Consider the following 25729-nt stretch of genomic DNA (forward strand, 5'->3'; position numbering starts at 1 on the left):
AGTGCGCGCCCGATACGGCGATGTCTGGAGCTACGCGCGTGAAAGCGCAGCCTAGTCCCTATATTGGCCGCGCTGGGGAAGCGGCTACGGGCTACACCCTCCACCGCTTCCCCAGCGCAACACGCACGCCACATCGATCAACATTCAATCGACCCATGCCTTTAAACTGATGGCTTCAATCAACGATCAACTATCAGGAATATCCGCTTCCAGTTCCCGCTCTCCAGGCTCATTTCGGTATTGGAAAGCTCTGATGATTTCGCGTATCTCATTTTCAATGCATATTTCCGCAATCGCGGTTCAACAAAAAGGGCGGCGTTGAGCCACCTTTACCGTCAGGAATCGATGCCGGTCGGTGCAATAAAAAAAACGGAGCGAAAGTCGTTCGAGACTTTCGCTCCGCTACGCCAAGCAAGGACTGGCCAAGCCCTCGTCTACCCTCGCGTAAAAATCACCTCGTCACCGCGCTGCCACGCCGGTCAGAATCTGCGCAACCCCATCCACATAGCTGCGCGTGCCGAAGCGCTCCTGCGCGGTTCGATAGCCGTTCCTGACCAGTTTGTCGCGCAAGTCGCCGTTCGAGCGCAATTCGGCGAGCGTATCGGCGAGCGCATGCGCGTCGCCCGGCGTACACAGCACGCCGTTCTCGTAGTCGTCGATGATTTCGAGCACGCCGCCTGCGCGCGACGCCACGACCGGCCGCTGCGCGAGCATCCCCTCGACGATCACGCGGCCGAACGGCTCCGGGGTGATCGACGTATGCACGACCGCGTCGACCGCGCACATGCAGGCCGGAATATCGTGCTGGAAGCCGAGAAAATGCACGCGCTCGCCAAGCTTTTGCGCGGCGACGAAGGCGCGCAGTTCGCTCTCGTACTGGTCCTCGCCGAACAGCGCCGCGCCGACCAGCACTGCATGCATCTGCGGATTGAGCACCATCGCTTCGAGCAGCACATGTTGTCCCTTCCAACGCGCAAGCCGGCTGAACGAGCCGACGAGAAACGCGTCGCGCGGCAGACTCAGGCGCTCGCGCAGCACCGCTTGCGGCACCGTGCGCAATGCGTCGAACGGTTCCGCGGCGATCCCGTTGAACACGACGTCGATGCGCTTGCTGTCGAACCGCGTGAGCTTCGCAAACGCCTGCGCCGACGCAGCCGAATTGGCGATCACGTGCGTGAGGCCGAGCCGCGCGCACCACTTGATGATCGCAAGCTGCTTGCCGCCGAAATGCTCGGCGCTGACGATGTCGCGCAAATGCCAGACCACCGGCCGTCTCGCGAGCTTGCCGGCCACCGCGCCGATCACCATCGCACGCTGCGTGTTCGCGTAGATCACATCCACCTTGCGCGCGCGTTTCGCGGTGGCACGCACGAGTGAGATGAGTCCCTTCAACGCCTGACCTTTCGGCATCGAACCGCCCTGCTTGCGCACATTTTTGAGCGCGCCGGCATCGAGTACAGTGACCTCGACGCCGGTTTTCGCGAGTGCGGTGTTGAACGGCCCGTCGTCGAACAGCACGACCTCGATGCGCGAGCGCAGCGCCTTGACGATTTCGAGCAGCGACAGTTCGGCGCCGCCGAGCACGCCGCTCTGATCGACGGCGAGAATGCGCGGCACGTTCGCGGCGCCCTGCACGGCCGGCCGATACGGCGTATAGGCCGGCAGCGTCGCCGTGCGCAACGCGGGCACCGCCGCGCGCACCTGCGAGAAAAAGCGCTCGCGGAAATGCGCGGCCGAAAACTGCGCGGCGTTGCCGCGGCAATTCTCCGGCAGGAACCGGTGCCGAAGCTCGTCGAAACGATTCACGGCAGCGATGATCGAGTCGGTATCCTGTTCATCGAAGAACATGCCGGTCGGCTTCGGCTCCGACAGATCGCGCACCGTTTCGAGCGCCCCTCCCTTGCCGTACGCGATCACCGGCGTGCCGCAAGCCTGCGCCTCGACCACCGAAATGCCGAAGTCCTCTTCGGCCGCGAACACGAATGCCTTCGCGCGGCTCATGCGGTCCTTCAGCACCTCGAACGGTTGATAGCCCATGATCTCGACGTTCGGCCCCGCCTTCGCGCGGATCTTCGCCATGTCGGGTCCGTCGCCGATCACGACGAGCTTGCGCTCGGGCATCCGCGCGAACGCCTCGACGATCAGATCGATTTTCTTGTACGGCACCATGCGCGAGGCGGTCAGATAAAAGTCTTCCTTCTCCGTGCACAGCGTGAACGCCTCGACATCGACCGGCGGGAAGATCACCTGCGCGTCGCGCTGATACACCTTCTTGATGCGTCGCGCGATGAACGCCGAGTTCGCGACGAAGCCGTCGACCGAGTTGGACGTGCGGATATCCCAGTTGCGCATGTAATGCAGAATCAGCCGCGCCAGCGCCGACTTCGGGCCGTTGGTCAGCTTCGACTGCTGCAGATACTGATGCTGCAAATCCCACGCATAGCGGATCGGCGAATGCACGTAGCTGATATGCACCTGATCGGGACCGGTCAGAACGCCCTTGGCGACCGCGTGACTGCTCGAGATCACGACGTCGTACGCCGACACGTCGAGCTGCTCGATCGCGAGCGGCATCAGCGGCAGATACGAGCGGTACTTGCTGCGCGCGAGCGGCAGCTTCTGGATGAACGACGTCGTCACCGGCTTGCCGCGCAGGAAGCTGCGATCGTCGAGAAAGTCCACGAGGCTGAACAGGTCCGCATCGGGAAAGCACGCGATGATCTGCTCGAGCACTTTCTCCGCGCCCGCGTAGGTGACGAGCCAGTCGTGCACGATCGCGATGCGCACGCTTTTGCGCGCGCGCGGTGCGGTACGGCGCGGTGCCGGCTGGATGCCGGGCACGCTCGTCAGTTCGTCGAGCGCGCTGCGCGTCGCGGGCCTCAACAGTTTTTTTTCAAGGACGTCGTGATTCATGCGCTTTTCCTCGGATTCAGTCGCAATAGCAGTGAACGCGCAAGATTGCGCAAGGCGGGCGTCATCGTGATCGACCACGCGACGTTCGCGCCGACCATCAGCACACCGGCGGCGATCGCGAGCGCGAGGCTCGGCAGGAAGCTGGCGAGCCACAGGCTGGCGAGCAGGAAGGCGAGATGGGCGAGCATGTCGAGCACGATCTGGCGCGCGCGGATCGCGGCGAAACGCAGCAGCACCGCGTAGTCGAACAGCGCGCGGGCAGCGACCGCGACCGCCGCGCCCGTCAGCCCGAAATGCGTGATACCGAGCCACAGCGCGCCGGCGAAAAGCGGCAACTCGACGAGGCCGATGCGCGCGGCGGTGGCTGGATTGACCTGTGACTGAATCAGGATGCGCGTCACGTTCGCCTGGCCGACGAGCCACACGGCGACGATCATGATGCGGCCCACGGGCGCCGCGACCGTCGCGATCTCGTTGCCGACCCACAGATGCAGGAACGGTTCGAGCACCAGCATCGCGACGAGCGCGACCGGCGTGAACACGCCGTTCAGAAATTCGAGCGATTGCTGCGTGATCGTGTCGGCGTCGGCGCGGCCGACTGCGGAAAGCCGCGGAAACAGCGTGCGCACCAGCGCGGTCGGCACGATGTTCAGACGCGTGACGAGGTTCTGCGGCACCGTGTAGTACGTGACGAAACGCGCGCCGAGCCGTGAACCTAGCATTACGCGATCGAGCGAATCGGCGACCATCGTCGTCACGCTCGCGATCAGCATCCAGCCGCCGAAGTTGAACAGCCCCTTTGCGACGCCGAGCCGCGGCGGCTGAATGCTGCGGATTTCAAGCACTTTCAGCGCGTAGCGGCCGAGCAGCAATGCCGCGAGAATCCGCGCGACGACTGCCGCGGCGAGTACGTTCTGCAAAGTCGCGCCGAGCCACAACGCGGCACCGAGCGGCAGCAGCTGGAACAGGAACGTGCCGATCGTCTGGTTCGTGTTGTAGACGCCGAAGCGTTCCGCGCCATTGATCGCGCCCGCGAACACCCACGACACGTTCGCGATCGGAATCGCGACCGCGAGCCACGGCAGCGCCATATAGACTTCGTGCTGCAGCTCGGGCGATACCTTCGTGAAATACGCGGTATACAGGAACGCGCCGAAGTAGATGATCAGACCGCCCACCACGCCGGTCGTCAGATTGAGCCACGTCGCGCTCCAGAACACGCGCGCGCTTTCCTGCTGATCGCCCGACGCGCGCGCCTTCGAAATATGGTTCTGCGCGGCCATGCTCATGCCGAGATCGAGAATCCCGAAGTAGCCGATCAGCGTCCACACGAGACTGATCACACCGTAGCGCTCCACGCCGAGCAGCCGGATATACGACGGCACGGTCACGAGCGATACGAACGTCGGCAGCACGAGCCCGAAAAAGTTGATCGCCACGTTCCTGAGAATGCCTTTGTCCATCGAATCCCTTCGGTTTTGCGGTTAGATTGCGTGCGGGGCTGCGTCAGAGAGGCCAACGCACCTCAAGGCTTCCAGCGATACATCAGCACCTTGCCGCGCGCGTCTTCCTCGACGAAGACGAGGTACTCGCCATCGCCGCGCTTCGTCGCGCTGATACCGTTCGGCACGTCGACCCAACCCGACGCGCGGCCCACTTCGGGGCCCGGCCGGATCACGCCGAGTTCCTTGCCGCTGTCCTTGTCCCACACGTGCACCGCGCCGACCGGCTCGACGCCGAACACGTATTGCCCCTCGACCGTGACGCCGATGATCGTCGCGATGGGCTTGCTCTGCGTCTGCCACGGCAGCGTGATCGCGTAGCGCTGCACCGGCTTGCCGCTCGACCACTTTTCGTAGCGCACCAGCACGCGCCCCACTTCCTTCCAGAAGCCCTGCGCGGTCGGCATATCGGCCGTATAGCCGCTCACGTACATCGTGTCGGTATCGGGTTCATAGATCGCGCGATGGAGTTCGCTGAACGGTGCCGGGACCGGGTACTGCGTCAGGTTCGAGTACGAGTAGACCGGGTTGCCCTTCGCGTCGAGTCCGCCGAAACGGAAGCGATAGATGCCCTTCGTATCCCGGGTACGCCAGATGTCGCCGGCCATATCGACCCACCAGCCCCAGCCGCCCGCGAGCTTCGTGCCGCTCGTGTTCAGCGTGTATTCGTCGCGATCGAAGCGCCCGTCGCCATTCGTGTCGCGCCAGATCCAGTCACCGCCCGGCGGTGCATTCGGCACCTTCGCGACCGCGCGCTCGCGACCTGCGATAAATCCCGAGGGAATCGCGGTCTCGCCGTCATGCTGCGGATCGAAGCGATAGATCTTCAGATGATCCGCATACATGTCGGTCAGATAGAGGAACGTGTGCCCCTTCAACCGCCGCGCGATCGGCAGACCCGGATACTGGTCGGTATGGAACACCGGATCGTCCGGGTACTTGAACCGGTTCGACAGGAACCCCGCGTATTTCCAGTCCTGTCCAGACGGCTTCGACAAATCGAGTTCGAAGCGCTTGTTGCCGGTATAGACGCTGTCGGGCCGGGCCGGATCGATCCACGCGCCGTCGACGAACAGCAGCCCCTCGACCTGCCAGTTGCGCTTGCCGTTCGGCGCATAACTTTCGAGCGTTGCGCCGAGGCCCGCGCCGATCGGCTCGTAACGCGGACCGATGCCATTGGTCGACACGTACACGTTGCCGCGCGCATCGACACCCACGCCGGTCAACCCGTTGAATCGCAACGGTCCGGGCTTGCCCGCGACGCCGCTGAAAATGCCGCCGCGCTCGCCGAGCGTGCCCGACTCCGTGTAGCGGCCGTCGCGCTTCGTGAAGAACAGCACCTGCTGGCGCGGACCGTTATCGGCGATCAGGAGGCGGCCTTGCGCATCGACGGCGAGGTCGACCGCGACCGTATCGGCCGGCAGCGTGATGGTCTCGTCGATGCGCTGACCGGTCGCCGTGTAATGCTCGATACCCGGCGCGCGATCGCCGCGCGTGCCGCTGAGCACCCATAGCGTGCCGTCGGGCGCGAGCGCGATACGTCCAGGCTCGTGCACGTTCCACGTCGCTTTCTGCTGCATCGATTCGGCATCGTAGACTTCGATGCGATTGCGCGCGGTATTGGCCGCGAACAGCGTCGTGTCGTTCGCGGCGAGCCCGCCGATCTCGGCGTTCGTGCCGGTCGGCACTTCGTTCATCATCCGGAAGCCGGCCGCGAGCTGCGCGTGCGGGTCCGCGTTTTTAGCCGCGGGCTGAAACGGTGCCACGCGCTTCGGCTCGCCGATCAGGCGCCGCGAGATACCAAACCATTGCTTACCCTTGTCCGGCCACACGCCCGGCTCGACCAGGCGTCCCTTTTCATTGCCGACCGCGATCGCAACGAATGCATATTTGCGGTTGACCGCGATCGCATTGCCGCCGGCGTTGCCCCAGCCATGCGTGCCGCCCGCGAAGCCGAGCATCTTGCCGTCCTGATAGACGCTCGCTTCAGCGCCGCTTTCGTCCCACGGCGCGTTCGTATAGACCTTGCCGTCGGGCGTGACCGCGATCGCGGTGATATCGATCTGCGTCCATGTGCCATCGCCAAAGCCGAAGCTGTTGCCGATCCATGAGGTCTTCGCGTTCAAAGCGGTTTCGGCGCGAGCCGGCAGACTGGCCGATGCGGCGACGACGCCGGCAGCGCAGGCCGTCAGGGCGAACCAGCTTTTGAACGTGATACGGCGCAAGGCGGAACCTCCAGTCGATGTCCGGTCAACGCGATGCACGCGGACCTGCGCCCGCTCGGGGCGAAATTCAGTGATGTGGCAAAGCGAAACGAAGCGCAACCGATTGAAGCGCGGCGCCTGAAGGCAGCCGTCCGCACGGCTAAGTTACGCGGAAAAAATGCGGCGACGAAAATCGAAAATAATTCAAAAAAATTCGTCCGCTTATACGTCGCAAAAAGAAACGATTTTAAAAATCGATAAAAGCGCAAGCCTCGCCGTCAGTCGCCTCTGTCGCGACGATCTCCCTTTCCTACCGATGTGATATCCCGCAATGCGCATTTATTACGGATTGCCCGATGCTCACCACATAAGCATATAAATCTTTCTATAATGGCCAAAGAAATACCCTGTTTCAATCTGATTCAATTAGCCCATTCCAACGGATTTTTTCTCGAGTTTCTTTTCCCTAGAATCGATTGCACTTCAGTTGCGACGCGAAGCGCGCGCCTGTTCGCTGGCAATCCGTGGCGAACCGCGCGGCCCTTCGCCCGGCCCATCCGCTTTACACCATGGACGGTTCATGACAGCCAGCGCATTGCCCCTCGCGCCCTCCCATTCCCGCATCGTGCAGCTCGACGGTCTGCGCGCGATCGCCGTGCTCGCGGTGTTCGCGCAGCACGCGTTGAAAGCGCCGCTATGGATGGGCGTCGATCTGTTCTTCGTTTTGAGCGGCTTTCTGATCAGCGGCATCCTGCTCGATCGCAAGTCGCGCCAGCAGTCGTATTTCAGCTATTTCTATGCGCGGCGCGCGCGCCGCATCCTGCCGCCGTACCTGCTGCTGATGGCCGTGTCGTCGCTGCTGTTCGGCCTCGCGTGGGCGCAGCACTGGTACTGGTACGCGTTCTTCGCGACCAATATCGGCGATGCGCTTAATCAAAGCGGTCATGACAGCCTCAACGTGCTGTGGTCGCTCGCGGTCGAGGAGCAGTTTTATATCTTCTGGCCGTTCGTGATCCTGCTCGTGCCCGAGCGTCTGCTTGGGCTGGTGGCGGCCGCGCTGATCGTTCTGGTGCCGCTGCTGCGCGCGCTCGCGACGCCGTGGTTCGATTCGTTCTGGCCGATCTACTACCTGACGCCGTTCCGCATGGATCTGCTCGCGGCCGGCGCGCTGCTCGCGGTTGCCGTGCGGCGCGATCGCAATGCGCTCGAACCGTTCAAGGGACTCGCGGTGCTCGGCGCTCTGGCCGCGCTTGCGGTGCTGGCATGGCTGCATCTGCACTACCCGCGTTTTCGCGCAGCGAATACGCCGTTGTCGAATGCCGGGCTGTATAGCGTGTCGCTGGTGCTGTGTACGTCGATCGTCGTGATCGCGCTGCAGAGCAAGGGCATCGTGAAGCGGCTGTTGTGCAATCGCGTGCTCGTTTATATCGGCACCATCAGCTACACGATCTACCTGATCCACCTGAGCGTGCTGTACATGGTGTGGCCGCTGCATCTGAATCGCTATCTGAGCGCTGCGATCGCGCTCGCTATCACGCTCGTGTACGCGAGCATCACGTGGTTCGCATTCGAGAAGCGCCTGATTTTCGGCGCGCGCGGGTCGAGAGCGACGACCCGCGCCGGCGCCAACGTTGCACGGCAAGCACCGCAAGGCCGCGCATGAACCGCCTGGCCGTTGTTGCTGCCCACGTGCTGGGTGTCGTGTCGGCGCTGCTGCTGATCGCGCCGGCAACGCGCGCGGCCGTGGCCGAGTCGGCAGTGTCATCGCCGACGCAACTGCTGATCGACGCTTACGGCGACTCGACCACGCTCGGCATCACCTGCAGCGATGGCCACTGCGGCCCGCAAGCCCGCAACGCCGTCACGTATCTGCAGCAAGCGTTGCAGGCGCATGACGGCGAGCGCGTGCGCGTCACGAACTACGGCGTCGGCGGCACGATGGCCTGGCAGTTGCGCGACGGCACCGGCAATCGTCGCGCGGGGCCGACGGCGGGACTGCCGTGGCGCGAACGTCTCGCCGCCTCGCCCGCGCGGATCGTGTTGATCAACTACGGCATCAACGAAGTGATGCACAACCAGACGCCCGAGCAGTTTTACGCGGCCGAGACGTCGCTCGTGCAAACCGCGCGAGCGCTCGGCAAGGAGCCTGTTTTGCAGACCTCGAACCCGATGCCCGATGACCGGCTCAACGCCCGGCTCGCCGCGATGATAGCGATGACGCGACGCGTGGCAGCCGAACAGCAGGTGCCGCTCGTCGATCAATACGCGTATGTGAGCAGCCTGCCCGACTGGAAGTCGCTGATGTCGGACGGCGCGCATCCAAAGCCGGAGTTGTACCGGCTGAAGGCCGAACAGGATTATCGGGTCGTCGAACCGTTGGTGCGGCGGCTGCTGGACAACGCGCATTGAGCCAGGCCCCTAGGCGCGTTCCGTTCTCTTTTCTCTCACAAACTAGAAGGCAAGCTATGAGCCAACCACGCAAAGCGATCATCACCGGCGTATCCGGACAGGACGGCGCCTATCTGACCCGGCTGCTGCTCGACAAGGGCTATCACGTGACCGGCACCTACCGGCGCACGAGTTCGGTCAACTTCTGGCGCATGCGTGAGCTTGGCGTGCTCGATCATCCGAATCTGCGTCTCGTCGAACACGACCTCACCGACCTCGGCTCGACGCTGCGCCTGCTCGACGGCACGCAGGCCGACGAGCTGTACAACCTCGCCGCGCAGAGCTTCGTCGGCGTGTCGTTCGACCAGCCGGTGACCACCGCCGAAGTGACCGGCGTCGGCGCGCTGAATCTGCTCGAAGGCCTGCGTATCCTGAGCCCGAAGACACGCTTCTACCAGGCGTCGACCTCCGAGATGTTCGGCCTCGTGCAGGCGGTGCCGCAACGCGAAAGCACGCCGTTCTATCCGCGCAGCCCGTATGGCGTCGCGAAGCTGTTCGCGCACTGGTCGACGATCAACTATCGCGAGTCGTACGACCTGTTCGCGAGCAGCGGCATTCTGTTCAATCACGAATCGCCGCTACGTGGCCGCGAATTCGTCACGCGCAAGATCTCGGACACGGTCGCGAAGATCAAGCTCGGCAAGCAGGACGTGCTCGAACTCGGCAACCTGAGCGCGCAGCGCGACTGGGGCTTCGCGCTCGAATACGTCGAGGGCATGTGGCGCATGCTGCAGGCCGACGCGCCCGACACCTTCGTGCTCGCGACCGGCCGCACCGAAACGGTTCGCGATTTCGTGCGCATGGCGTTTACGGCGGCCGGCTATCAGCTGGAATGGTCGGGCAAGGACGAGCGCGAGACCGGCATCGACGTCGCGACCGGCAAGACGCTCGTGCGCGTCAATCCGAAGTTCTATCGGCCGGCCGAAGTGGACCTGCTGATCGGCTGCGCGGACAAGGCGCGCGACACGCTCGGCTGGCAACCGCAAACCTCGCTCGAACAGCTTTGCCAGATGATGGTGCAGGCGGACATCGCGCGCAACGAGCACCACGAGACGTTCTAACACGGCATCCGTGTGCGGCGGGGCTCGCCGCACACGGCCCCGTCAACCCGCCAGTTTCCGGAACGTCTCCAGCACCGCATCGCCCTTGAACGGCTTGACGATCCAGCCCTTCACGCCGGCGGCCTTGCCGCGCTCCTTCATCGCGGGGCTGCTTTCGGTCGTCAGCATGATCACGTTGACGGTCTTGTTCGCGAGTTCGCCGCGGATTTTTTCGACCATCGTCAGGCCGTCCATATTCGGCATGTTCACGTCGCTGACGATCAGGCGGATATTCGAATCCGTTTTCAGCTTCGCAAGGCCATCCTTGCCGTCGATGGCCGTCGCGACGTCGAAACCGTTTTTCGCCAGAAAACCCGCGACTTCATCGCGCACCGTGCTCGAATCGTCCACCACCAGAATCTTTGCCATAACCATTCCCTTGCGTCACCGACGCGTCGTATCAAAACAGATCGAGTTCGCCGGACTCGACGAGATCGTCGACATCCACCGCGTTTTCAGAAAAATCTTCGGGTGACCAGCTCAGGTTGAAAACGAAGCGCTGGTCGATCGACACCGACTGTCCGCTCGCGGCGTCGCTCAATCGATATTGAAACCGCAACTGCGGATTGTCCGAGCCGAACGAGATGTAGCGATGCTTGTGATTGACCAGCAGTGGCACCTGCACCTGACTTGCTTCGCGAGCGTTCTGCTGAGCGAGGAAGCGGTTTTTGAATGCCCCCCAGATCAGATTGGTCAATTCGCCGAGCACGTCGTTCAGATCGCGAAAGCCCGGTTGCCCCGCGCCCATGCCGGGGTCGCGTGCCGCGCGATCGCGATCGATCATGCCGAGCAGCGGCTCCTCTTCGGCCTGCATCAACATATAGCCGCGACACCAGTTGCCTTCGAGCGGAATCAGGCTGAAGACCTCGCCGAAGATGATTCGATCGCGCACGATACTGGGCGTGTCGCGTTGCACCGTGACGCCGTCGAACAACGTGGCGAGCCGCGCTTGCGTGATCTCCGCGATACCGCGCACGAGCGCGTTCGGGAAGTCGAGGCTGAAGATGTATTGATCGACGGCTTCACGCAGCGCCGTCAGATCGGCGGCATTGAAATGCGCGCATGCCGCGTTCGTCAACGGCTTCGGAAGCCGTTCGAGCGGCGCGTTGCCGCTCGAACGCAGGATCACCGGCAGTTCGGGGCGCAAGGCATTGATGCGCGCGGCGGTCGTCGCCGCCTGCTCGACCGATCCGCCGTAGTTATCCGCCAGCAGAACGCCGCCGAGATCGATATTGGTGGCCAGTACCGAGCCGAGGCGGTTGCTGTCGCGCACCTTCAGTGCGATCAGGTTGTGTTCGTCGAAAAAGAGCTTCAGCGCCTGCGCGTGTGCCGGACAGTCGTCGAGCACGAGCACCTTGCTGACGGGCTTGCTGGTATTCATCGTGTTTCAGTCTGCGAGTGCAGTGTTGAGGGGCTAGAAAAGTTCGAGTTCGCCTTCGGCCTCGTCGGCCGTGGCGAGTTCAGCCTTGAAATCGAGGGGCGCCTGCACGCATAGACATAACGTGACACCCAGCCGGGCCGCACCGCCGATCGTCAGCTCGTACGCCCACACGTGATCGGGCCCCAACTCGTCCAGATACTCGACACAGGCGCTGTTCAATTCATACGGCGTCGACATGCCAAGATCGGGGAAATGATTGACCAGTTGCTGGTTCATGTAGCCGCAGCACAGGTTGCCGAGTTCCATCAGCGTTTCCGACAGCGAACGCGCCGTGTCGCCGCTGGCGTAGTAGGCGTGCGTCGCGTCGTCCTTGCCGAAATGCAGCACGAACAGCAGACGAAAGCCGATCGACGAGATCGTCAACGCCATCGCGCAAGGTCCGGCCGGATGATCGCGATCCCACCTCGGCACCGCCGTGATCTCGCACGAATCGCCCGGCGTCGCGGGCAATCTCGCGCGGGCCGCGTGACAGAAGATGTCCGCGATGCTTTGCTTCGCCTGATCGGTAATCACGCCGCGGCCTGCTCGAGCCGGGATTGGAACTGGGTCGCCAGCACTTCGACGCCGCCGAGCGACGCCGTGATCATCTTGCCGCCGGCCTGGATGTCCTGGAACGTCGCCGTTGTCGTCAGGTCGTTGCGATGCAGGCTCTCGCGATAGCTCTTCGACAACTCCTGCGAGCGCGACGCCAGCGAGCGCACTTCGCCCGCGACGATCGAAAAGCCGCGACCCGCGGTGCCGGCGCGCGCCGCTTCGATCGACGCATTCAGCGAAACGATCAGCACGTGCTGCACGATCGACGACAGCTCCTGGTTCTTCTTGTGCATGTCGCGGTTCTGCGACATCAGCGAAATCATCTGCTCGTGCCAACGCTCGAACGTGATGGTCAGCGTCTTCAGACGGCCCGCCTCGTGCGCGATCCGCGTCGCATGCTGCAGCCATTCGTCGCTTCGCGAACTCGCGGCGTCGAGCGACGCCTGCAACGCTTCGCGATCGTGCGCGCACTGCTCCGCTTGCGCGCGCAGATCGGCGAGCATCGCCTCCAGTGCGGCGCGCTCGCTGTTGGCCTGCTCGCCGAGCCGGACCGCCGCGTCGAGTTGCTGCTCGAGGGCCTGCCGCGCGAGCGCGTCGACACGCTGCGCCTGCGCACCCGCGCGAAGCTTCCGACGATAAAAAATTCCTGTCGCGAGTGCGCAGAGGATACCGCCAACGCCTGCGGCCAAAAGATAACTTTCAAGCACAACCTGCTCCCATCGCTTCGTTCAATCCATCAGGCCGTCATCAGCCTGCTAACGCATCCGCGTCACGCTCGCGCACTGCATCGGCGGACGCTTCGAGACTGTCCACCGCCCAGTCCTCGGGGAACGACACGACGGTCTGAAAGCGGCGATAGTCCGCGCCGCGACGATCGTCGGTGAAACGCAATTCGATGCGGCCATGCTCGCGCCGCACGAAATCGCGCACGGCATCCATGCCGACGCCGCGGCCCGAAATCTCGCTGACGGTCTGCGCGGTCGAGAAGCCGGAACGGAAAATCATTTCGGCAATCGCTTCGTCGCTGAGCGCGGCATCGGCGTCGATCCAGCCGCGTTCGATCGCGGCCCCGCGGATTTTCGCGAGCGCGAGACCGCGGCCGTCGTCGCTGATGGTGATCTGCAGCGCGTGATGGTCGACGCCCACTTCCAGTTCGATGACGCCGGCCGCGTCCTTGCCGTTCGCGACACGCTCGGCGGCAGGCTCGATGCCGTGGTCGACCGAGTTGCGCAGCAGGTGCGTGAACACATTGCGCAGCGTATGGCTGACCTCGCTGCGCACGCGGTAGCCGTTGTTGTCGATGCTGACGACCGGCGCCTCCTTGCCGAGTTCGGCCGCCAGAGACGGCAGCGAGTCGAGCACGCCCGCGAGCGCTTCGTAGACCGATTCGGTGCCCAACAGGCGCAGTTCGCGCTGCAACGATTCGCGCATCGACACGAGCGCGTCCCGGTCGGCCGGATCGGCGCTGTCGAGCAGATCCAGCTGCTTCTGGATCAACTCGCGATCGACCATCAGGTAGCGATCCACCGCGCCGCTCTGGCCCGGCCCCTTGCGGCCGAGGCTCACTTCGTTGATCGTCGCATAGGTTTCGAGCGCGGCCTTCACGCGCTGCAGATCCTCGATCAGAAGCTGCTGGTCCCACGCTTCGCTGCTGTCAGCGCGGCGCAATGCGTCGTAGCGCTGTTCGGTTTCGTGGACGATGCCGGTCAGATGCTGAAGGCTGTACGTGCGCGCATTGCCCTTGACCGTGTGCATGTTGCGGAACAGCTCGGCGACGGCTTCGTGACTCGGCTCGTGATGCTGACGGATGATCCGTTCGTTCTCGCTGATGAAGCCCGTCGCGCTTTCGACGAAGTGATGGAACTTCTCCTGACTCACCGCGAGAATCTCGCCGATCATTTCCAGCCGGCGCTTCTGTTCGCCGGCCTCGGCGGCGAGCGCGCGCAGTTCGGTCACGTCGCGCACGCACAGCATCAAACGCAGCACGACGTCGTGTTCGTCGGTGATGGCCGACCAGCTCAGATCGAGCGTCTTCACGCGGCCATCGGCCATCGGCTTGGCGATCTCGTTGACGAGCAGGTGCTGATTGAACTCGAAGTTCATGCTGTCTTCACCGATGCATGCCTGCAGCGCCGCTTCGATCTGCGATAGCGCATCGCTGTTGATCCCGGTGCCGCCGAACACGAGATCGAGCAACGGACGGCCCGCAATCTCGCGCGTCTCGAAGATGGCCTCGAGATAGGCGGAGTACTCCGGATGCACGACCACGCCTTCGACCACCGTCAGAATCCCCTGCTGCATGTTTTGCAGCATCGCCTGGATATCGGCGGTCTTCTGCTTCAGTTGCAGCGAGCTTTGCTGGATCTTCTCGATCATGCCGTTGAACGCGACGATCGAATGACCGATCTCGTCCATGCGTCCGACCGGCACGCGGCGCGTGAAGTCCTGGCTCGCCGCGATCTCGCTCATCTCCACCTGCATGCGGCTCAGCGGCCGGGTGATCTGGCGATACAGCAGCGCGCTGATCAGCAACAGCACGACGATGGCCGCGCCGGTCGCGGCGCCGATCGCCGTCGTCGTGGTGGCGAGCGCGCTGTTCAGTTCGTCGATCGCGGCATCTTTCTGGCGGTTCTTTTCGATCCGCAGCGTCTCGACGATGCCTTCGAGTTCATCGCGGTATTGCGCGACGTTCGCGAACAGATAGGCCTGCGCCAGTTCGTTCTTGCCGTCGGCCTTCATCTTCGCGGTGTCGTTGACCGCATTGAAATAATTCGCGAGGCTGTCGCGCGCCTGGCTCACGAGCCCGGTTTGGGCCTGACCTTGCGCGGCCTTCGCCTGCACGTCGAGCGCCGCCTGCAACGACGCTTCCTTGCTCTTCAGCAGGTCTTGAGCCTGCGAGACCATGTTCGCGTCAGGCGCATAGACGAGCGTCATCATCGCGAGCTGCACGTCCTTGACCTGCGATACGAGGTCTGCCGACGCGAGCGCGCTCGGCACGACGCCCTGGGTGACCTGCCTGACGTTGGCGGCGCTGTTGCGGGTCTGAAGCACGGCGTATCCGCCAATGGCGGATAGCGCGACAAGCATCAGAATGACGAGAAGCGTGATGCGGTGGCGGATGGTCATCTGAAAATCCCCGAGATCTGAAAATACAAGGTCCCCGCTTTCTGGCGGGACGCCCGTGTGTTTTTGTACTTTCGGGCGCGAGGATTATCGTCGCGGATGTGTGACGTCAACGTGACGAAGTCGACGCCGGGCGCCACGTTTCAGGGATTTGAAAAATAAGGTCGGAAAATCGCGGCCAAGGGCTGATCCGGGCTCAAGTTCAATAGAAAAGTGCCGTTATTTGTGGCCTGTTTTTTTGCCGGTCTTGCGGCGACATGAACGCGAGGCCCGAACGCAGCGATCCGAGCCTCGCCCTTTTTTCATTCGATTGAACCGCCGCCGCTGCGCTTCAATGCAGCACGCTCCCCGCAATCGCTTCGGCATACACCGCCGCGACCCGCTTCGCGATCACCGCGTTATCGAAGCGTTCGCGCGCATAGCGGCGGCATGCATCCGCATCGGGCAACTTCAGCGTACCGTTCAGCGCGCCGGCGAGACCCGCGGCGATCGCAGCTGCGCCGGTCTCCGGCAACACCAGATCGGGCGACAATCCCGCCACCGCCTCGGGCAATCCGCCGACCGGCGTCACCAGCACCGGCGTGCCCGACGCGAGCGATTCGACCGTGATGAGCCCGAAGCCTTCCAGCGCGACGGTCGGCACGACGCTGAGATTGGCCGCGCGATACAGCGCCGCCAGATGCTGATCGGGCACGAAGCCGAGCAGCTTCACGTTGTGTTCGAGCCCCGCGTCGGCGATGCGCGCCTCTAGCTCACCTTCGAGCCGACCCTTGCCCGCGATCAGCAGCAGCACGTCGGGCGCGCTGCGTTTGAGCAGCTTCACCGCATCGATCAGATCTTCGAGACCCATGCGCCGCACCAGCCGTCGCACCGCCAGCACGATCGGTCGGTCCTGCGGCAACTGCAGACGCAGACGCGCCTCGGCCGGCGTGACCGGCAGATTGAACTGCTCGACATCGACGCAGCCCGGCACCACGCGCACGCGCTCCGGCGAGATGCCGTAGCGCGTCGTGAGAATCTTGCCGAACGCGTCGGACAGTACGATCAACCGCGACGAACGCGCGTATACCGACTGCTCCAGATAACGCTTCGCGCGCTGGCCGAACGAATCGGCGCCTTCGACGTGGCTCTCGTCGGCCCACGGTCCCTGAAAATGCGACACCTGCGGAATGCCGCGCGTCACGTCGAGCCCCGGAAACGTATAGAGCGCGAAGTGCGACGAAATCACATCGGGCCGCGACGTGCGGATTTCGTGGCGTAGCGCGCGGCGGGCCGCCATTAGCCGCAGCGGCAGCGATTGCGCGGCGGAGCCGAAGCCGTTGATCGCGCCACCGGTATCGGCCGCGACTTGCGGCGAGCCGGCGACGACGCCGCGCACCGCGACGCCCGCGCCCGGCAGCGCGCCGACCAGCGAGTAGTACATGCGGTCGAGGCCGCCCGCGCGTTCGGGAAACCAGTGCATCCCGATCTGCAGTGATTTGATTGAGCCAGTCGTCATGATGGTGTGCCCCTGTGTGTTGCTTGCGGTGAGTTGCTATGTGTAGACGTGGATGGCGCGCTTCGCGCGGTCATTCCACGCTCTTCTGTCCGGCGAGATGGTTCAGCGTCAGCGCATCGTTCTGCGCGACGACCGTCGCTTCCGTCTGGCTGCGCCGGCGGTTTTCCTGCTGCCCGGCCAGCTGCCGGTACAGCGCGATGTATTGCGCGGCCATGCGCGCCCAGCCGAAGCCGGTCGCGAGTTCGCTCGCGGCTTTGCCCATCGCGTGGCGCGCGCTGTCGTCGCCGGCGAGTTGCGCGACCGCGCGAGCGAGCGCTTGCGGGTCGTCGGGATCGTCCAGCACGATGCCGCACTCGGGCGTGATGATCTCGGCGCCGCCGGCCGTGCGCGCGGTCACGACGGGCAGCCCCGCCGCCATCGCTTCGAGCAGCGACAGACTCATCGCTTCGTAGCGCGACGGGAACACGAACGCGTCGACCGAATGCATCAGCACCGGCATTTCCTTCACGAGCCCGAGAAAATGCACGCGATGCGCGATGCCGAGCGCCTTCGCCTCGTCCGGATACGGGCTGCCCGGCAGAAAGCCGGCCACCGCGATCTGCACATGCTCGGGCAGATGCTTCAACGCGGCGAGCACGGTGCCGAGATTCTTGCGCGGCGTGCGCAGGTCGCCGACGAACAGCAGCAGGAACACATCGTCTGGTAGCTGGAACTTTGCGCGATCGCCGCTCGCCGCCGCGAAGCCCTGCGTGTCGACGCCGTTGTAGATGACGTCCACGCGGTTGCGCGGCGTGAGACCGATCGCGCGGATTTCGTCGGCGACCTTCTGCGACACCGCGGTGATCACCTTCGAGCGCCGGTACGCCCAGCGCTCGAGCAACGCGTTGCAGCGCGTATAGACCGACTGGTACGCGGACCACACGCCCTTCGTGAGACCGAACGGGTAGTACTTGCTCGCGAACCAGCCGCTATGCACGAAATGCGAGGTATTGACGTCGGCGCGCATCCAGGTGATGAAGCCGTTCACGTGCAGCACGTCGTAGTCGCGGCGATGCGCGCGCAGCCACAGTGCGCTCTTCGCCGCGAACACCTGCTGGCGCAGCAGATTGGTGGGCCACCAGCGGCCGATCTTCACCGGCGCCCAGCGCACGTTAGGATGCGCGAGCAGCTCGGGCGCCACGTGCGACGCGACCAGCGTCACGCGGATGTTCTCGTCGAGCGCCGCGCGCGCGATCTCGTGGTTGACGCGCCCCTGGCCGTCGTTATGGCGCACTACATGCGTGACAATGGCGACTCTCAATCCGTGCCTCCGTGGAGAAATAGCGTGCGTGCGCGGTTCATTTTTTCGTGGTGAACCGCGGAAAGAATCGAAAAAGCGCCCATGAAAAGCAGCAGGCCGCCGGTGCCGACCAGCGAGTTCGTGAACACGAGCATCGCGAAGGTCGCAAGACACAGGCTCAGGCACGCGGAGACGAACTTGTCGTCGCGCAGCCTGAACGAGCCGAGCACCGCGCGCGTCAGCAGCCACACGATGCCGGACATGTACAGCAAGGTGCCGGGCCAGCCGAGCACGAACGGAATGTTCATCACGCCGCTGTCGAAGTTGCCGTACTGGCCGAGCTGGCCGCCGTCGTTGGACAGTTTCGTCGAGGTGCCGGTCGCGCCCATGCCCTCGCCCGAGACGTCGGTAAACGCGGTCTTCGCGAAGGTCGCGTAGAACTCGTTACGCGCCGCGTAGCTCTGGTCGTCGTGCAGATTGACGATCGTGTTTAGCCGCGCCTGCATCCGCTCGGCCACCGGGCCGACCGCCAGCAGCGGCACGCACAAGCCGGCGAGCAGTACCGCGCTCGCGACGATGCGCACGCGCACCTTGTTGTTCGACTTCACCAGTTGGATCAGGAGCGCGATGACCCAGCCTCCCCACGTCGAGCGCACGAGGCTCAGCGCGAACGAGAAGAAGCCGAGCGCGGCGGCGATCCAGCGCACGCGATGCTGCGCGGCCATCACGAACACCATCGCGCCCATCATCGCGAACGCGAACGGGCCCGACGAGTTCATCGTGCTGAACACGCGTACGCCCATCGGCACCGGGTCGCCCTGCGAGTTCATCTGCGAGCCGAGCATCCACAGCGCGTCCCACGGCGGCATGATGAAAAACTGGATCAGGCCGTAGCCGCCCATCACCACCATCCCCCAGATGAACGTGTTGATGATCGTGTCGCGATACTGCGGATACTGGCGCGTGTGCGCCATGATGTGAAAGCCGATCAGGATCGGATAGAGCCAGTTCGCGAGGTCGTAGGTGGCCGCGAGCGGGCCGCTCGACATCACGCCGATCAGGAACGCGTAGATCAGGCCGAGCAGAATCAGCAGCACCGGCAAGCCCCGGCGCTGCGCGAGCAGCCGGTAGTAGCGCAGCAGCGACAGCCCGCTGATCATCGTGACGGCGAGCGGCGCGACCTGGATCAGGCTCGTCGGCGTGAACGCGCCCTTCGACCAGTCGGCGAGACGCCGCACTTCGGGGCTCAGGAACCACAGCCACCACATGAAGCCGATGTAGCGCGCCGGGCTTTTGAAGTAGAGCCACAGACCCGTGAGGATCGCCAGCACCGGGAACGCCAGCGTGAGCACCGTGCCCTGATGCGCGACGATCAGCACGGCGGCGATCAGCCACAGCAGGAGCGGCGGCAGCCATTCTCGCGGGCCGCCTGACAGCAGCCCGCTCGCGGCCTGTTTTGCTGGGCCGGCGTTGGCCGCGCCTGGCGGCGGCAACGGGTTCGCGCGCGGAATCGTCGACATCGCTTATAGGCCTCCGCGCGATTCGCGCCCGGGTGCGGCGGGCTGCGCGTGCGTGGCCGCGCCGGCATGCGCGCTCGCGCTCAGCATCTCGCGCGTGATCCGCACGTGCTGCATCGCGTAGTGCTGGGTGGTCAGATCGCGCGCGAGCAGACCGGCCGCGGCTGCCTGCGCCTGGCGCAGCGCCTCGTCAGGCTCGGCGGCGAGTCGGTCGAGCGCATCGCGCAGTGCCTGCGGATTGAACGGCGGCACGTAGGCGGCTTCGTCGGCCGGGAAATAGTCGCGCAGCGCGCCGACGTCGGTCGCGACCATCGGCTTGCCGACCGCCGCCGCTTCGAGCATCACCGTGATACCCGACGCGTGCGAGTTCGGCCGCAGCGGCACGACGATCACGTCGGCCCAGTCGTACAGCTCGTGCTGCTTTTTGATGCCGGAAAACAGCGCGATCTCGACATTCGACGCGCGCAGCGACGCGGGAATGCGCCGCCGCGTCGCGAGCTTCACCGTGTAGCGCGGATCGTTGCCGACCGCCTTGATCAGCGTCTCCCAGTCGCGGTCGCGATCGTTGCCGATTGCCGCGATGCGCAGCGGCGCGCGCGGCGTCCAGTGCGTCGGCGGGGTGACCGGGAAGTCGCGCGTGTTCAGGCCGTACAGCAGCGGCGTCGCGTCGCGATGGAAATAGCGTTGGCACAACCCGGCGTTTTCGCTAGCGAGTGTCGTCAAGCGATCCGCGCGCGTCATCAGCTTGCGATACAACCAGCTGCGCACGATGCCGTACGACGGCCACTTGTCGAGCAGCCACACGCTTTGCGCGAGCAGCAGCGGCGACGCGCCCGGCCCCGCCTTGCGCCCGCACAGCAGCAGCATCAGCGCGGCGGACAGCCACTCCTGCTCGGTATGCGTCCAGATCACGTCCGAGCGCAGCATCTCCGCGCGATTGCGCCACGTATGGATGAAATCGAAGCCGAGCGCGGCCTTCAGCGCGCGCCGTACGAGCCGCACGGGCCGGCTTTCGCGCGCGTCTTGCGAATAAGTCAGCGCGAATGCTTCGGACTGCGCATGGTGATAACCGTACAGGCAGCCGATATCGTCGCCCTTGCGATAAAAACGCGGATCGGCGCCGTAAAAGAGATGAACGTGAACCTTCGTGCTCATGCGGACACTCCGCTCTTCGACAGCGCGCGCCGCGCCTCATGGGCGCCTGCGCGAACCTCGCGCCAGCGCGACAGCTTCAACTGCGCCTGCTTCGACAGCAGCGCGAGCGCCGCATGCGTGAGGCCCGGATAAAGCCGTGTGCCCACCAGCGTCCACCACCACCACGCGGCTTCGCGGCGCAGCGGCGGCAACTGGTCGCGCAGGATCAGATGGAAGTTGAACGCGGCGTTGCGCAGCGCGGCCATCGTCTGCGCGTCGCGTTTGTCGTCGTCGAAACGCTCGGCCGGGAAATGATCGACCGCGATCTGCGGGTCGTACACGAGCTTCCAGCCCGCGTTTTTCACCGCGAGGCTGAACGCCATGTCGTTGTGCACCTGCGCGCCCGCGCCGCGCAGACGCGCGTCGAAGCGGATCGTGCGCACCGCTTCGCGCCGGTAGCTCATGTTGGCGCCCTTCAGGATGTCGACCTCGCGCGCCGCACCGACACCCAGATGATGATTGCCGATGATCTTGCCGTGCGCGGTCACCTTGCCGACCAGCGGCCGCTCGCCGTCGAGCACGCGGCCTTTCTCGTGCACCCAGTCGCGCCCGCCCAGCGCGCCGAGGCGCGCATCGGCTTCGAACGCGGCCGCGATGCGCTCGACCCAGTCGCGGCGCGGCGCGGCGTCGTCGTCGGTGATCGCGATCACGTCGCCGCTCGCGGCGTCGAGCCCGCGATTCAGGGCCGCGACCTGGCCGGGTATGTCCACCGGCGCGATCACGAGCGGCAGGCGGCCGCCCGTGGACGGATCGCGCAGGCACGCATGGGTCGCGTCGTCGTCGACGCGCGCGACCACGATCACTTCGTCGGGCGCGCGCGATTGCCGCGCGAGCGCCGCGAGGCAGCGCGCCAGATCGGCCGGGCGGCGATAAGTCGGTACCAGTACCGTCAGTTTCATCGTGATGTCCTCTGTTCCTGTCGTGCAGAAGTCGGTGCTGCAGTGCGGAGCCCGCGTCACGTGCTCAGGTATGCCTGAGTCGCCGCGTAGCCGCGGTCGTAGCCGACCCGCGAGCGCGCCGGCATGCCGTTGAAGATGCCGCCCTGCACGTGGACGCCCGCCGAGCGCAGGCGTTTCAGCGCATCGGCCAGCTCGAGCTCGCTGTGCATGCCCGAGCGCATCACGAAGAACGTCGAGCCCGCATACGCGCCGATGATCGACGCATCGGTCACCGCGAGCACCGGCGGCGTGTCGATCAGGATCACGTCGTAGCGTTTCGCGAGGCCGTCGAGATACTGCGGCAGTCGCGGCGACATCAGCAGCTCGGACGGATTCGGCGGACGGCGGCCGCACGAGATGAAGCTCAGGCCCTCGACGCTCGAACCGCGAATCGCTTCCTCCAGCGAGATCTGGCCGCTCAGCAGCTCGGACAGGCCGTTTTCCTGCAAGCCGCCCACGTAACGTTCGAGCGTGCCGCGCCGCATGTCGCCGTCGATCAGCAACACGCGCTTGCCCGAATGGGCGAGCAGCATCGCCAGGTTCACGCTGAGGAAGCTCTTGCCGACGCCGGCCATCGGCCCCGTCAGCATCACGATGCAGTTGCGCGCGTCCATCAGCGTGAACTGCATCGCAGTGCGCAGGCTGCGCAGACTTTCGATCGTCACGTCCTTCGGCCGCGCGTTCGCAAGCACCGGACGCTGCCGTTCGCCGCCCCGCGCATAGCTGTTTTCGAGCTGCACCTGCTCGGCGCTTTGCGGCACGAGGCCGAACACCGGCAGATGGAACGCGCGCTCGACGTGATCGGGGTCGTCGATGCCCTTGAACAGATTGCGGCGCAGGAACACGAAACCGGTGCCCGCGATCAGCCCGAGAATCACGGCCGCCGAGATGATCAGCATCTTCTTCGGCTTGACCGGCGCGCCGGGGCGCAGCGCGGCGTCGACGATATGGACGTTGCCGCCGGTGCCCGCCTTCTGCACCGACAGCTCCTGCACACGATTGAGCAGCAGCACGTAAATGTCTTCGGCGACCTTCGCGTCGCGCTGCAACTGCACGGCCTTCACTTCGGTGGCCGGCAGATCGCGGAAGCGGTCCGCGTATTTGGTGCGCTGCGCCTGCAGCTCGGTCATCTGCTGACGCGCGGCGACGAGCGTCGGATGGTCGTCGCCGTAGCGCTCGGCGAGCTGCGTCATCTGCAGACGCAACGCGGCGATCTGTTGCTCGTATTGCACGCTGCCTTCGAGGTAGACCTTCGCCTCTTCGCTCGCGTTGATCGAGCCGGACTGACGTTGATAAGCGGTCAGCGCGGCCTCCGCGCGTTCGAGATCGGCCTTCAGGCGCGGCTCCTCGCTCTTCAGGAAATCGAGCATCTTGCTTGCGTCGGCCTGCTTGTTCGACACGTGCTCGCGCAGATACGACTGCGCGAGCGCATTGGCGACGAGCGCCGCATGCTCGGGACTCTTGTCCTCCAGCGAGATCTGGATCACGCCGGTCTGCTTGCCCTGCTCCTGCACCGTGATCGCCGACTGGAACGCGGTGATTGCATCGAGATCGTTCGAGCGCACGATGGTGAACTCCTGCCCGGGGCGCGCGATCAGCGTGTTGACGACCATCGTCACGCCCCCGCCCTGCGCCTGCTGCCCGACCTGGCCGCGCAGCAGCAGCGAGCCGTTCGGCGCGAACAGTTCATAGTGCTGCGCGTCGATCACGCGCAGCAGCAGCTTCTCGCCTTCGAGCGACGGCGTCACGTCGATCGAATCGACGTCGACTTTTTCTCCGCCCCATGCGTAGGACGTGAGCCCCAGCCACGCGCGCGCGGGCTGGCCCGGCGTCGCGAGGCGCGCGGCGATGCTGCCGAGCAGCGGGATCGTCTTCGGCGTAACGCTGAAGTTCAGCTTCAGCTGCTGCACGACCGGCGCGACCACGCCACGGCTCTTGATGATTTCGATCTCGGCGTCGGTCGGCAGCGACGTCGAGCCGCTCGTGATCGCGGCACCGGTCTGCGTTTGCGTGAGCGCCTGCGACATGCTGTCGGACTGCTCGACGCGCACGTGCGCATCGGCCGAATAAGTCGGCTTGGCGAGGTAGCAGTACGCGACCGCCATCGCGACGATGATCGCGGTGATCGCGAGCAGCCACCAGATGTCGTCGAGGATCACCTGCACCAGTTGTCCGAGGACGACGTCTTCTTCTTCGGTCTTGATCGGACCAGCCATGTGTGGAGAGAGTTGATTGCTCACTGTTCCATCCCGTGTCGTTGGCTTCGGCTTTCGCGTCAGCGGTACTTCTGCTTTCGTTGCACGTCCCGCACCGCCCGGACAACGGCGGCGCGGGACGTTACAGGCCAAACGTTCAGCGCGTCAGCTGCTTCAGATAGAACAGCGTCTGCACGCTCGGCAGCACCTGCTGCAACACACGGTTGAACGTGGTCGACGCGGCGGTGCCCACGTACACGACGTCGAGCGGCTGCAACTGGAACTGCGAGGACAGCATGATCGAGTCCGGCTGCGTCATGTCGAGGCGGAACACCTCGGGCGTGGTCGGATGCTCGCGCATGCCGCGCATCACGTAGATCTGGCGCGGATTGGCGTCGGTGTTGAGGATGCCGCCCCCTTGCGTGAGCGCGTCGGCGATCGTCATGCGGCCGCGCGCGATCGGCACCTGGATCGGCGTCTTCACTTCGCCCAGCACGAAGATGCGGCTGTCGGTGCGGTCCGGCACGTTGACCACGTCGCCGTTCTGCAGCATCACGTCCTGCGTGGTATCGCCCTGATCGAGCATGCGATCGGCATTGAGCACATAGAGCTTGTGGTTGCGCGTGAGTCGCACGCGCTGGATGTCGGCGTCCGGGTTCGTGCCGCCCGAGCGCGTGATCGCGTCGACCAGCGTCAGCGGCACGTCGCTGACCGCGAGCGGTCCCGGCTGCTTCACTTCGCCCGTGACCTGCACCTTCTTGCCGCGATACGACAGCACGCGCACGTCGACCTGCGGATTGCGGATATAAGGCACGAGGCGCGCGGCGAGCTGAGCGCGCAGCTCGGTCGTGGTCTTGCCCGCGGCCTGGATGCGGCCGACGAACGGGAAAAAGATCGTGCCGTCGGCGGCGATGGTCTGGCCGTACGGATCGGCCTGGCCCGGCAGCGCGGCCGTATACGGCTGCTGCAACGCACCCGCGATCGTCTGCGTGGTATTGCCGCCCGAGGACAAGGTACTGCCCTGCGGCGTGGTCAGCTCGGGGTGATCCCACACGGTGATGCCGAGAATGTCCTGCGGCGCGAGGTGGTACACGTACAGCGACGGATCGGACAGCGCCGCTGGCGGCAACGGCTGGGTTTTCGCGGCGGCGGCTTGCGCCTGCGCCATGATCAGGTTCGCGTCGATCAGATGGACCGGATAGGTTTCGCTCGGCGCCTGATCGTTGTCCTTGAGCCGCGACGTGTCGAGGTAATTGCCCGGTGCGGTCGCGCAGGCCGACAGAAAGGATGTCAGCAGAAGTGAGGCGGCGAGCTTCGTGCGCAAGCTCGCGAATGAGTTTTCGATGCGGGGTTTCTTCAGCATATTTTTTTCAGCCATCCCATGACCAGATGTTCGATGAGCACGAGACTCTCCCTGTATTCGTCTTCCGCGCCGCCGTGCGGATCGGCGACGTCCGAATCGGCTTCCCACTTGCCGAGCGGATAGACCTTGCCGCGCGCGGACGGATCGAGCGCTTCGACCTTGCTCACCTGCGCGCGCTCGGTCACCAGCACGAGATCGGCCGCGCGCACGAGCGAGCGCTCGAGGCGCCGCGCGTGGTGAACGCCGGCCGCGACGCCGCGCTCTTCGAGCAGGCGCCGCATCACCGGGTCCATGCCGTGGCCGTTCACCGCACGAATGCCCGCCGAATGAAACGCGATAGGTGCGGCCCGCGAGCGCGGCGCGCGCGCCTGGCTCGCCTTGAACAGCATCTCGGCGGCGGGCGAGCGGCACACGTTGGCGTGGCACACGATCAGAACGTTGTCGAACATGGCGGACTCTCTCGCGCGGCGATCGCGGTGG

19 protein-coding genes are annotated in these 25729 nt (G+C 64.8%); 3 read left to right on the forward strand and 16 right to left on the reverse strand.

The genetic code is table 11. The annotated features are described in order from the left end of the window. Positions 1-459: 459 nt before the first annotated feature. The 3 genes from HDG32_RS03790 to HDG32_RS03800 form a co-directional block, all read right to left on the reverse strand. Positions 460-2913 carry a glycosyltransferase family 4 protein gene (locus HDG32_RS03790; protein WP_184063441.1) on the reverse strand — a complete coding sequence of 818 codons (2454 nt, stop codon included), beginning with the start codon at positions 2911-2913 and terminating at the stop codon, positions 460-462. Then, positions 2910-4376 carry a flippase gene (locus HDG32_RS03795; protein ID WP_184063444.1) on the reverse strand — a complete coding sequence of 489 codons (1467 nt, stop codon included), beginning with the start codon at positions 4374-4376 and terminating at the stop codon, positions 2910-2912. The genes HDG32_RS03790 and HDG32_RS03795 overlap by 4 nt, the downstream gene beginning before the upstream one ends. Positions 4377-4438: 62 nt before the next feature. After that, entirely contained in the window at positions 4439-6640 is a 2202-nt protein-coding gene (locus tag HDG32_RS03800) for a hypothetical protein (RefSeq protein ID WP_184063448.1), read from the reverse strand. Between the two features lie 559 nt (positions 6641-7199). Between HDG32_RS03800 and HDG32_RS03805 the strand changes: the two genes are divergently transcribed. Genes HDG32_RS03805 through gmd form a run of 3 tightly spaced genes read left to right on the forward strand, consistent with a single transcriptional unit; the run spans position 7200 to position 10128 of the window. After that, positions 7200-8282, forward strand: coding sequence for an acyltransferase (locus HDG32_RS03805; RefSeq protein WP_184063451.1), 1083 nt, complete (start codon positions 7200-7202; stop codon positions 8280-8282). After that, positions 8279-9028 carry an SGNH/GDSL hydrolase family protein gene (locus tag HDG32_RS03810; RefSeq protein WP_184063454.1) on the forward strand — a complete coding sequence of 250 codons (750 nt, stop codon included), beginning with the start codon at positions 8279-8281 and terminating at the stop codon, positions 9026-9028. The genes HDG32_RS03805 and HDG32_RS03810 overlap by 4 nt, the downstream gene beginning before the upstream one ends. A gap of 56 nt (positions 9029-9084) precedes the next feature. Continuing rightward, a complete protein-coding gene (gmd, locus tag HDG32_RS03815) occupies positions 9085-10128 on the forward strand; it encodes a GDP-mannose 4,6-dehydratase (protein ID WP_090804840.1) in 1044 nt (347 codons plus the stop codon). 42 nt (positions 10129-10170) lie between these two features. Here gmd and HDG32_RS03820 read toward each other — a convergent pair whose 3' ends face one another. The 13 genes from HDG32_RS03820 to HDG32_RS03880 form a co-directional block, all read right to left on the reverse strand. Further along, complete coding sequence (locus HDG32_RS03820; protein WP_184063457.1) at positions 10171-10536, reverse strand: response regulator; 366 nt, start codon at positions 10534-10536, stop codon at positions 10171-10173. Between the two features lie 31 nt (positions 10537-10567). Next, positions 10568-11548, reverse strand: coding sequence for a chemotaxis protein CheX (locus HDG32_RS03825; protein ID WP_184063459.1), 981 nt, complete (start codon positions 11546-11548; stop codon positions 10568-10570). Positions 11549-11581: 33 nt separating this feature from the next. After that, complete coding sequence (locus tag HDG32_RS03830) at positions 11582-12121, reverse strand: hypothetical protein (protein WP_184063462.1); 540 nt, start codon at positions 12119-12121, stop codon at positions 11582-11584. Beyond that, a complete protein-coding gene (locus HDG32_RS03835; protein WP_221307625.1) occupies positions 12118-12831 on the reverse strand; it encodes a methyl-accepting chemotaxis protein in 714 nt (237 codons plus the stop codon). The genes HDG32_RS03830 and HDG32_RS03835 overlap by 4 nt, the downstream gene beginning before the upstream one ends. Before the next feature lie 58 nt (positions 12832-12889). Continuing rightward, entirely contained in the window at positions 12890-15268 is a 2379-nt protein-coding gene (locus HDG32_RS03840) for an ATP-binding protein (RefSeq protein ID WP_184063468.1), read from the reverse strand. Between the two features lie 328 nt (positions 15269-15596). Then, positions 15597-16763, reverse strand: coding sequence for a glycosyltransferase family 4 protein (locus HDG32_RS03845; RefSeq protein ID WP_184063472.1), 1167 nt, complete (start codon positions 16761-16763; stop codon positions 15597-15599). Positions 16764-16833: 70 nt separating this feature from the next. Continuing rightward, positions 16834-18063, reverse strand: a complete 1230-nt coding sequence (locus HDG32_RS03850; protein ID WP_184033600.1) for a glycosyltransferase family 4 protein — start codon at positions 18061-18063, stop codon at positions 16834-16836. Continuing rightward, on the reverse strand, positions 18060-19562 hold the full coding sequence (locus tag HDG32_RS03855) for a glucose-6-phosphate isomerase (RefSeq protein ID WP_184063475.1): 1503 nt from the start codon (positions 19560-19562) through the stop codon (positions 18060-18062). The genes HDG32_RS03850 and HDG32_RS03855 overlap by 4 nt, the downstream gene beginning before the upstream one ends. 3 nt (positions 19563-19565) lie before the next feature. Next, positions 19566-20714: a glycosyltransferase family 4 protein gene (locus tag HDG32_RS03860; RefSeq protein ID WP_184063478.1), complete on the reverse strand. Its 1149-nt coding sequence runs from the start codon at positions 20712-20714 to the stop codon at positions 19566-19568. After that, a complete protein-coding gene (locus HDG32_RS03865) occupies positions 20711-21652 on the reverse strand; it encodes a glycosyltransferase family 2 protein (RefSeq protein ID WP_184063481.1) in 942 nt (313 codons plus the stop codon). The genes HDG32_RS03860 and HDG32_RS03865 overlap by 4 nt, the downstream gene beginning before the upstream one ends. A 56-nt stretch (positions 21653-21708) precedes the next feature. Further along, positions 21709-23907 (reverse strand): polysaccharide biosynthesis tyrosine autokinase, encoded by a 2199-nt coding sequence (locus HDG32_RS03870; RefSeq protein ID WP_184064169.1) that lies wholly within the window; start codon positions 23905-23907, stop codon positions 21709-21711. Positions 23908-24043: 136 nt separating this feature from the next. After that, entirely contained in the window at positions 24044-25249 is a 1206-nt protein-coding gene (locus HDG32_RS03875) for a polysaccharide biosynthesis/export family protein (protein WP_184063484.1), read from the reverse strand. Continuing rightward, entirely contained in the window at positions 25243-25698 is a 456-nt protein-coding gene (locus HDG32_RS03880) for a low molecular weight phosphotyrosine protein phosphatase (protein WP_184063488.1), read from the reverse strand. The genes HDG32_RS03875 and HDG32_RS03880 overlap by 7 nt, the downstream gene beginning before the upstream one ends. Positions 25699-25729 lie beyond the last annotated feature (31 nt).

Origin of the sequence: Paraburkholderia sp. CI2 (genome assembly GCF_014201055.1) — a bacterium.
In the GTDB taxonomy this organism is placed as follows: domain Bacteria; phylum Pseudomonadota; class Gammaproteobacteria; order Burkholderiales; family Burkholderiaceae; genus Paraburkholderia; species Paraburkholderia tuberum.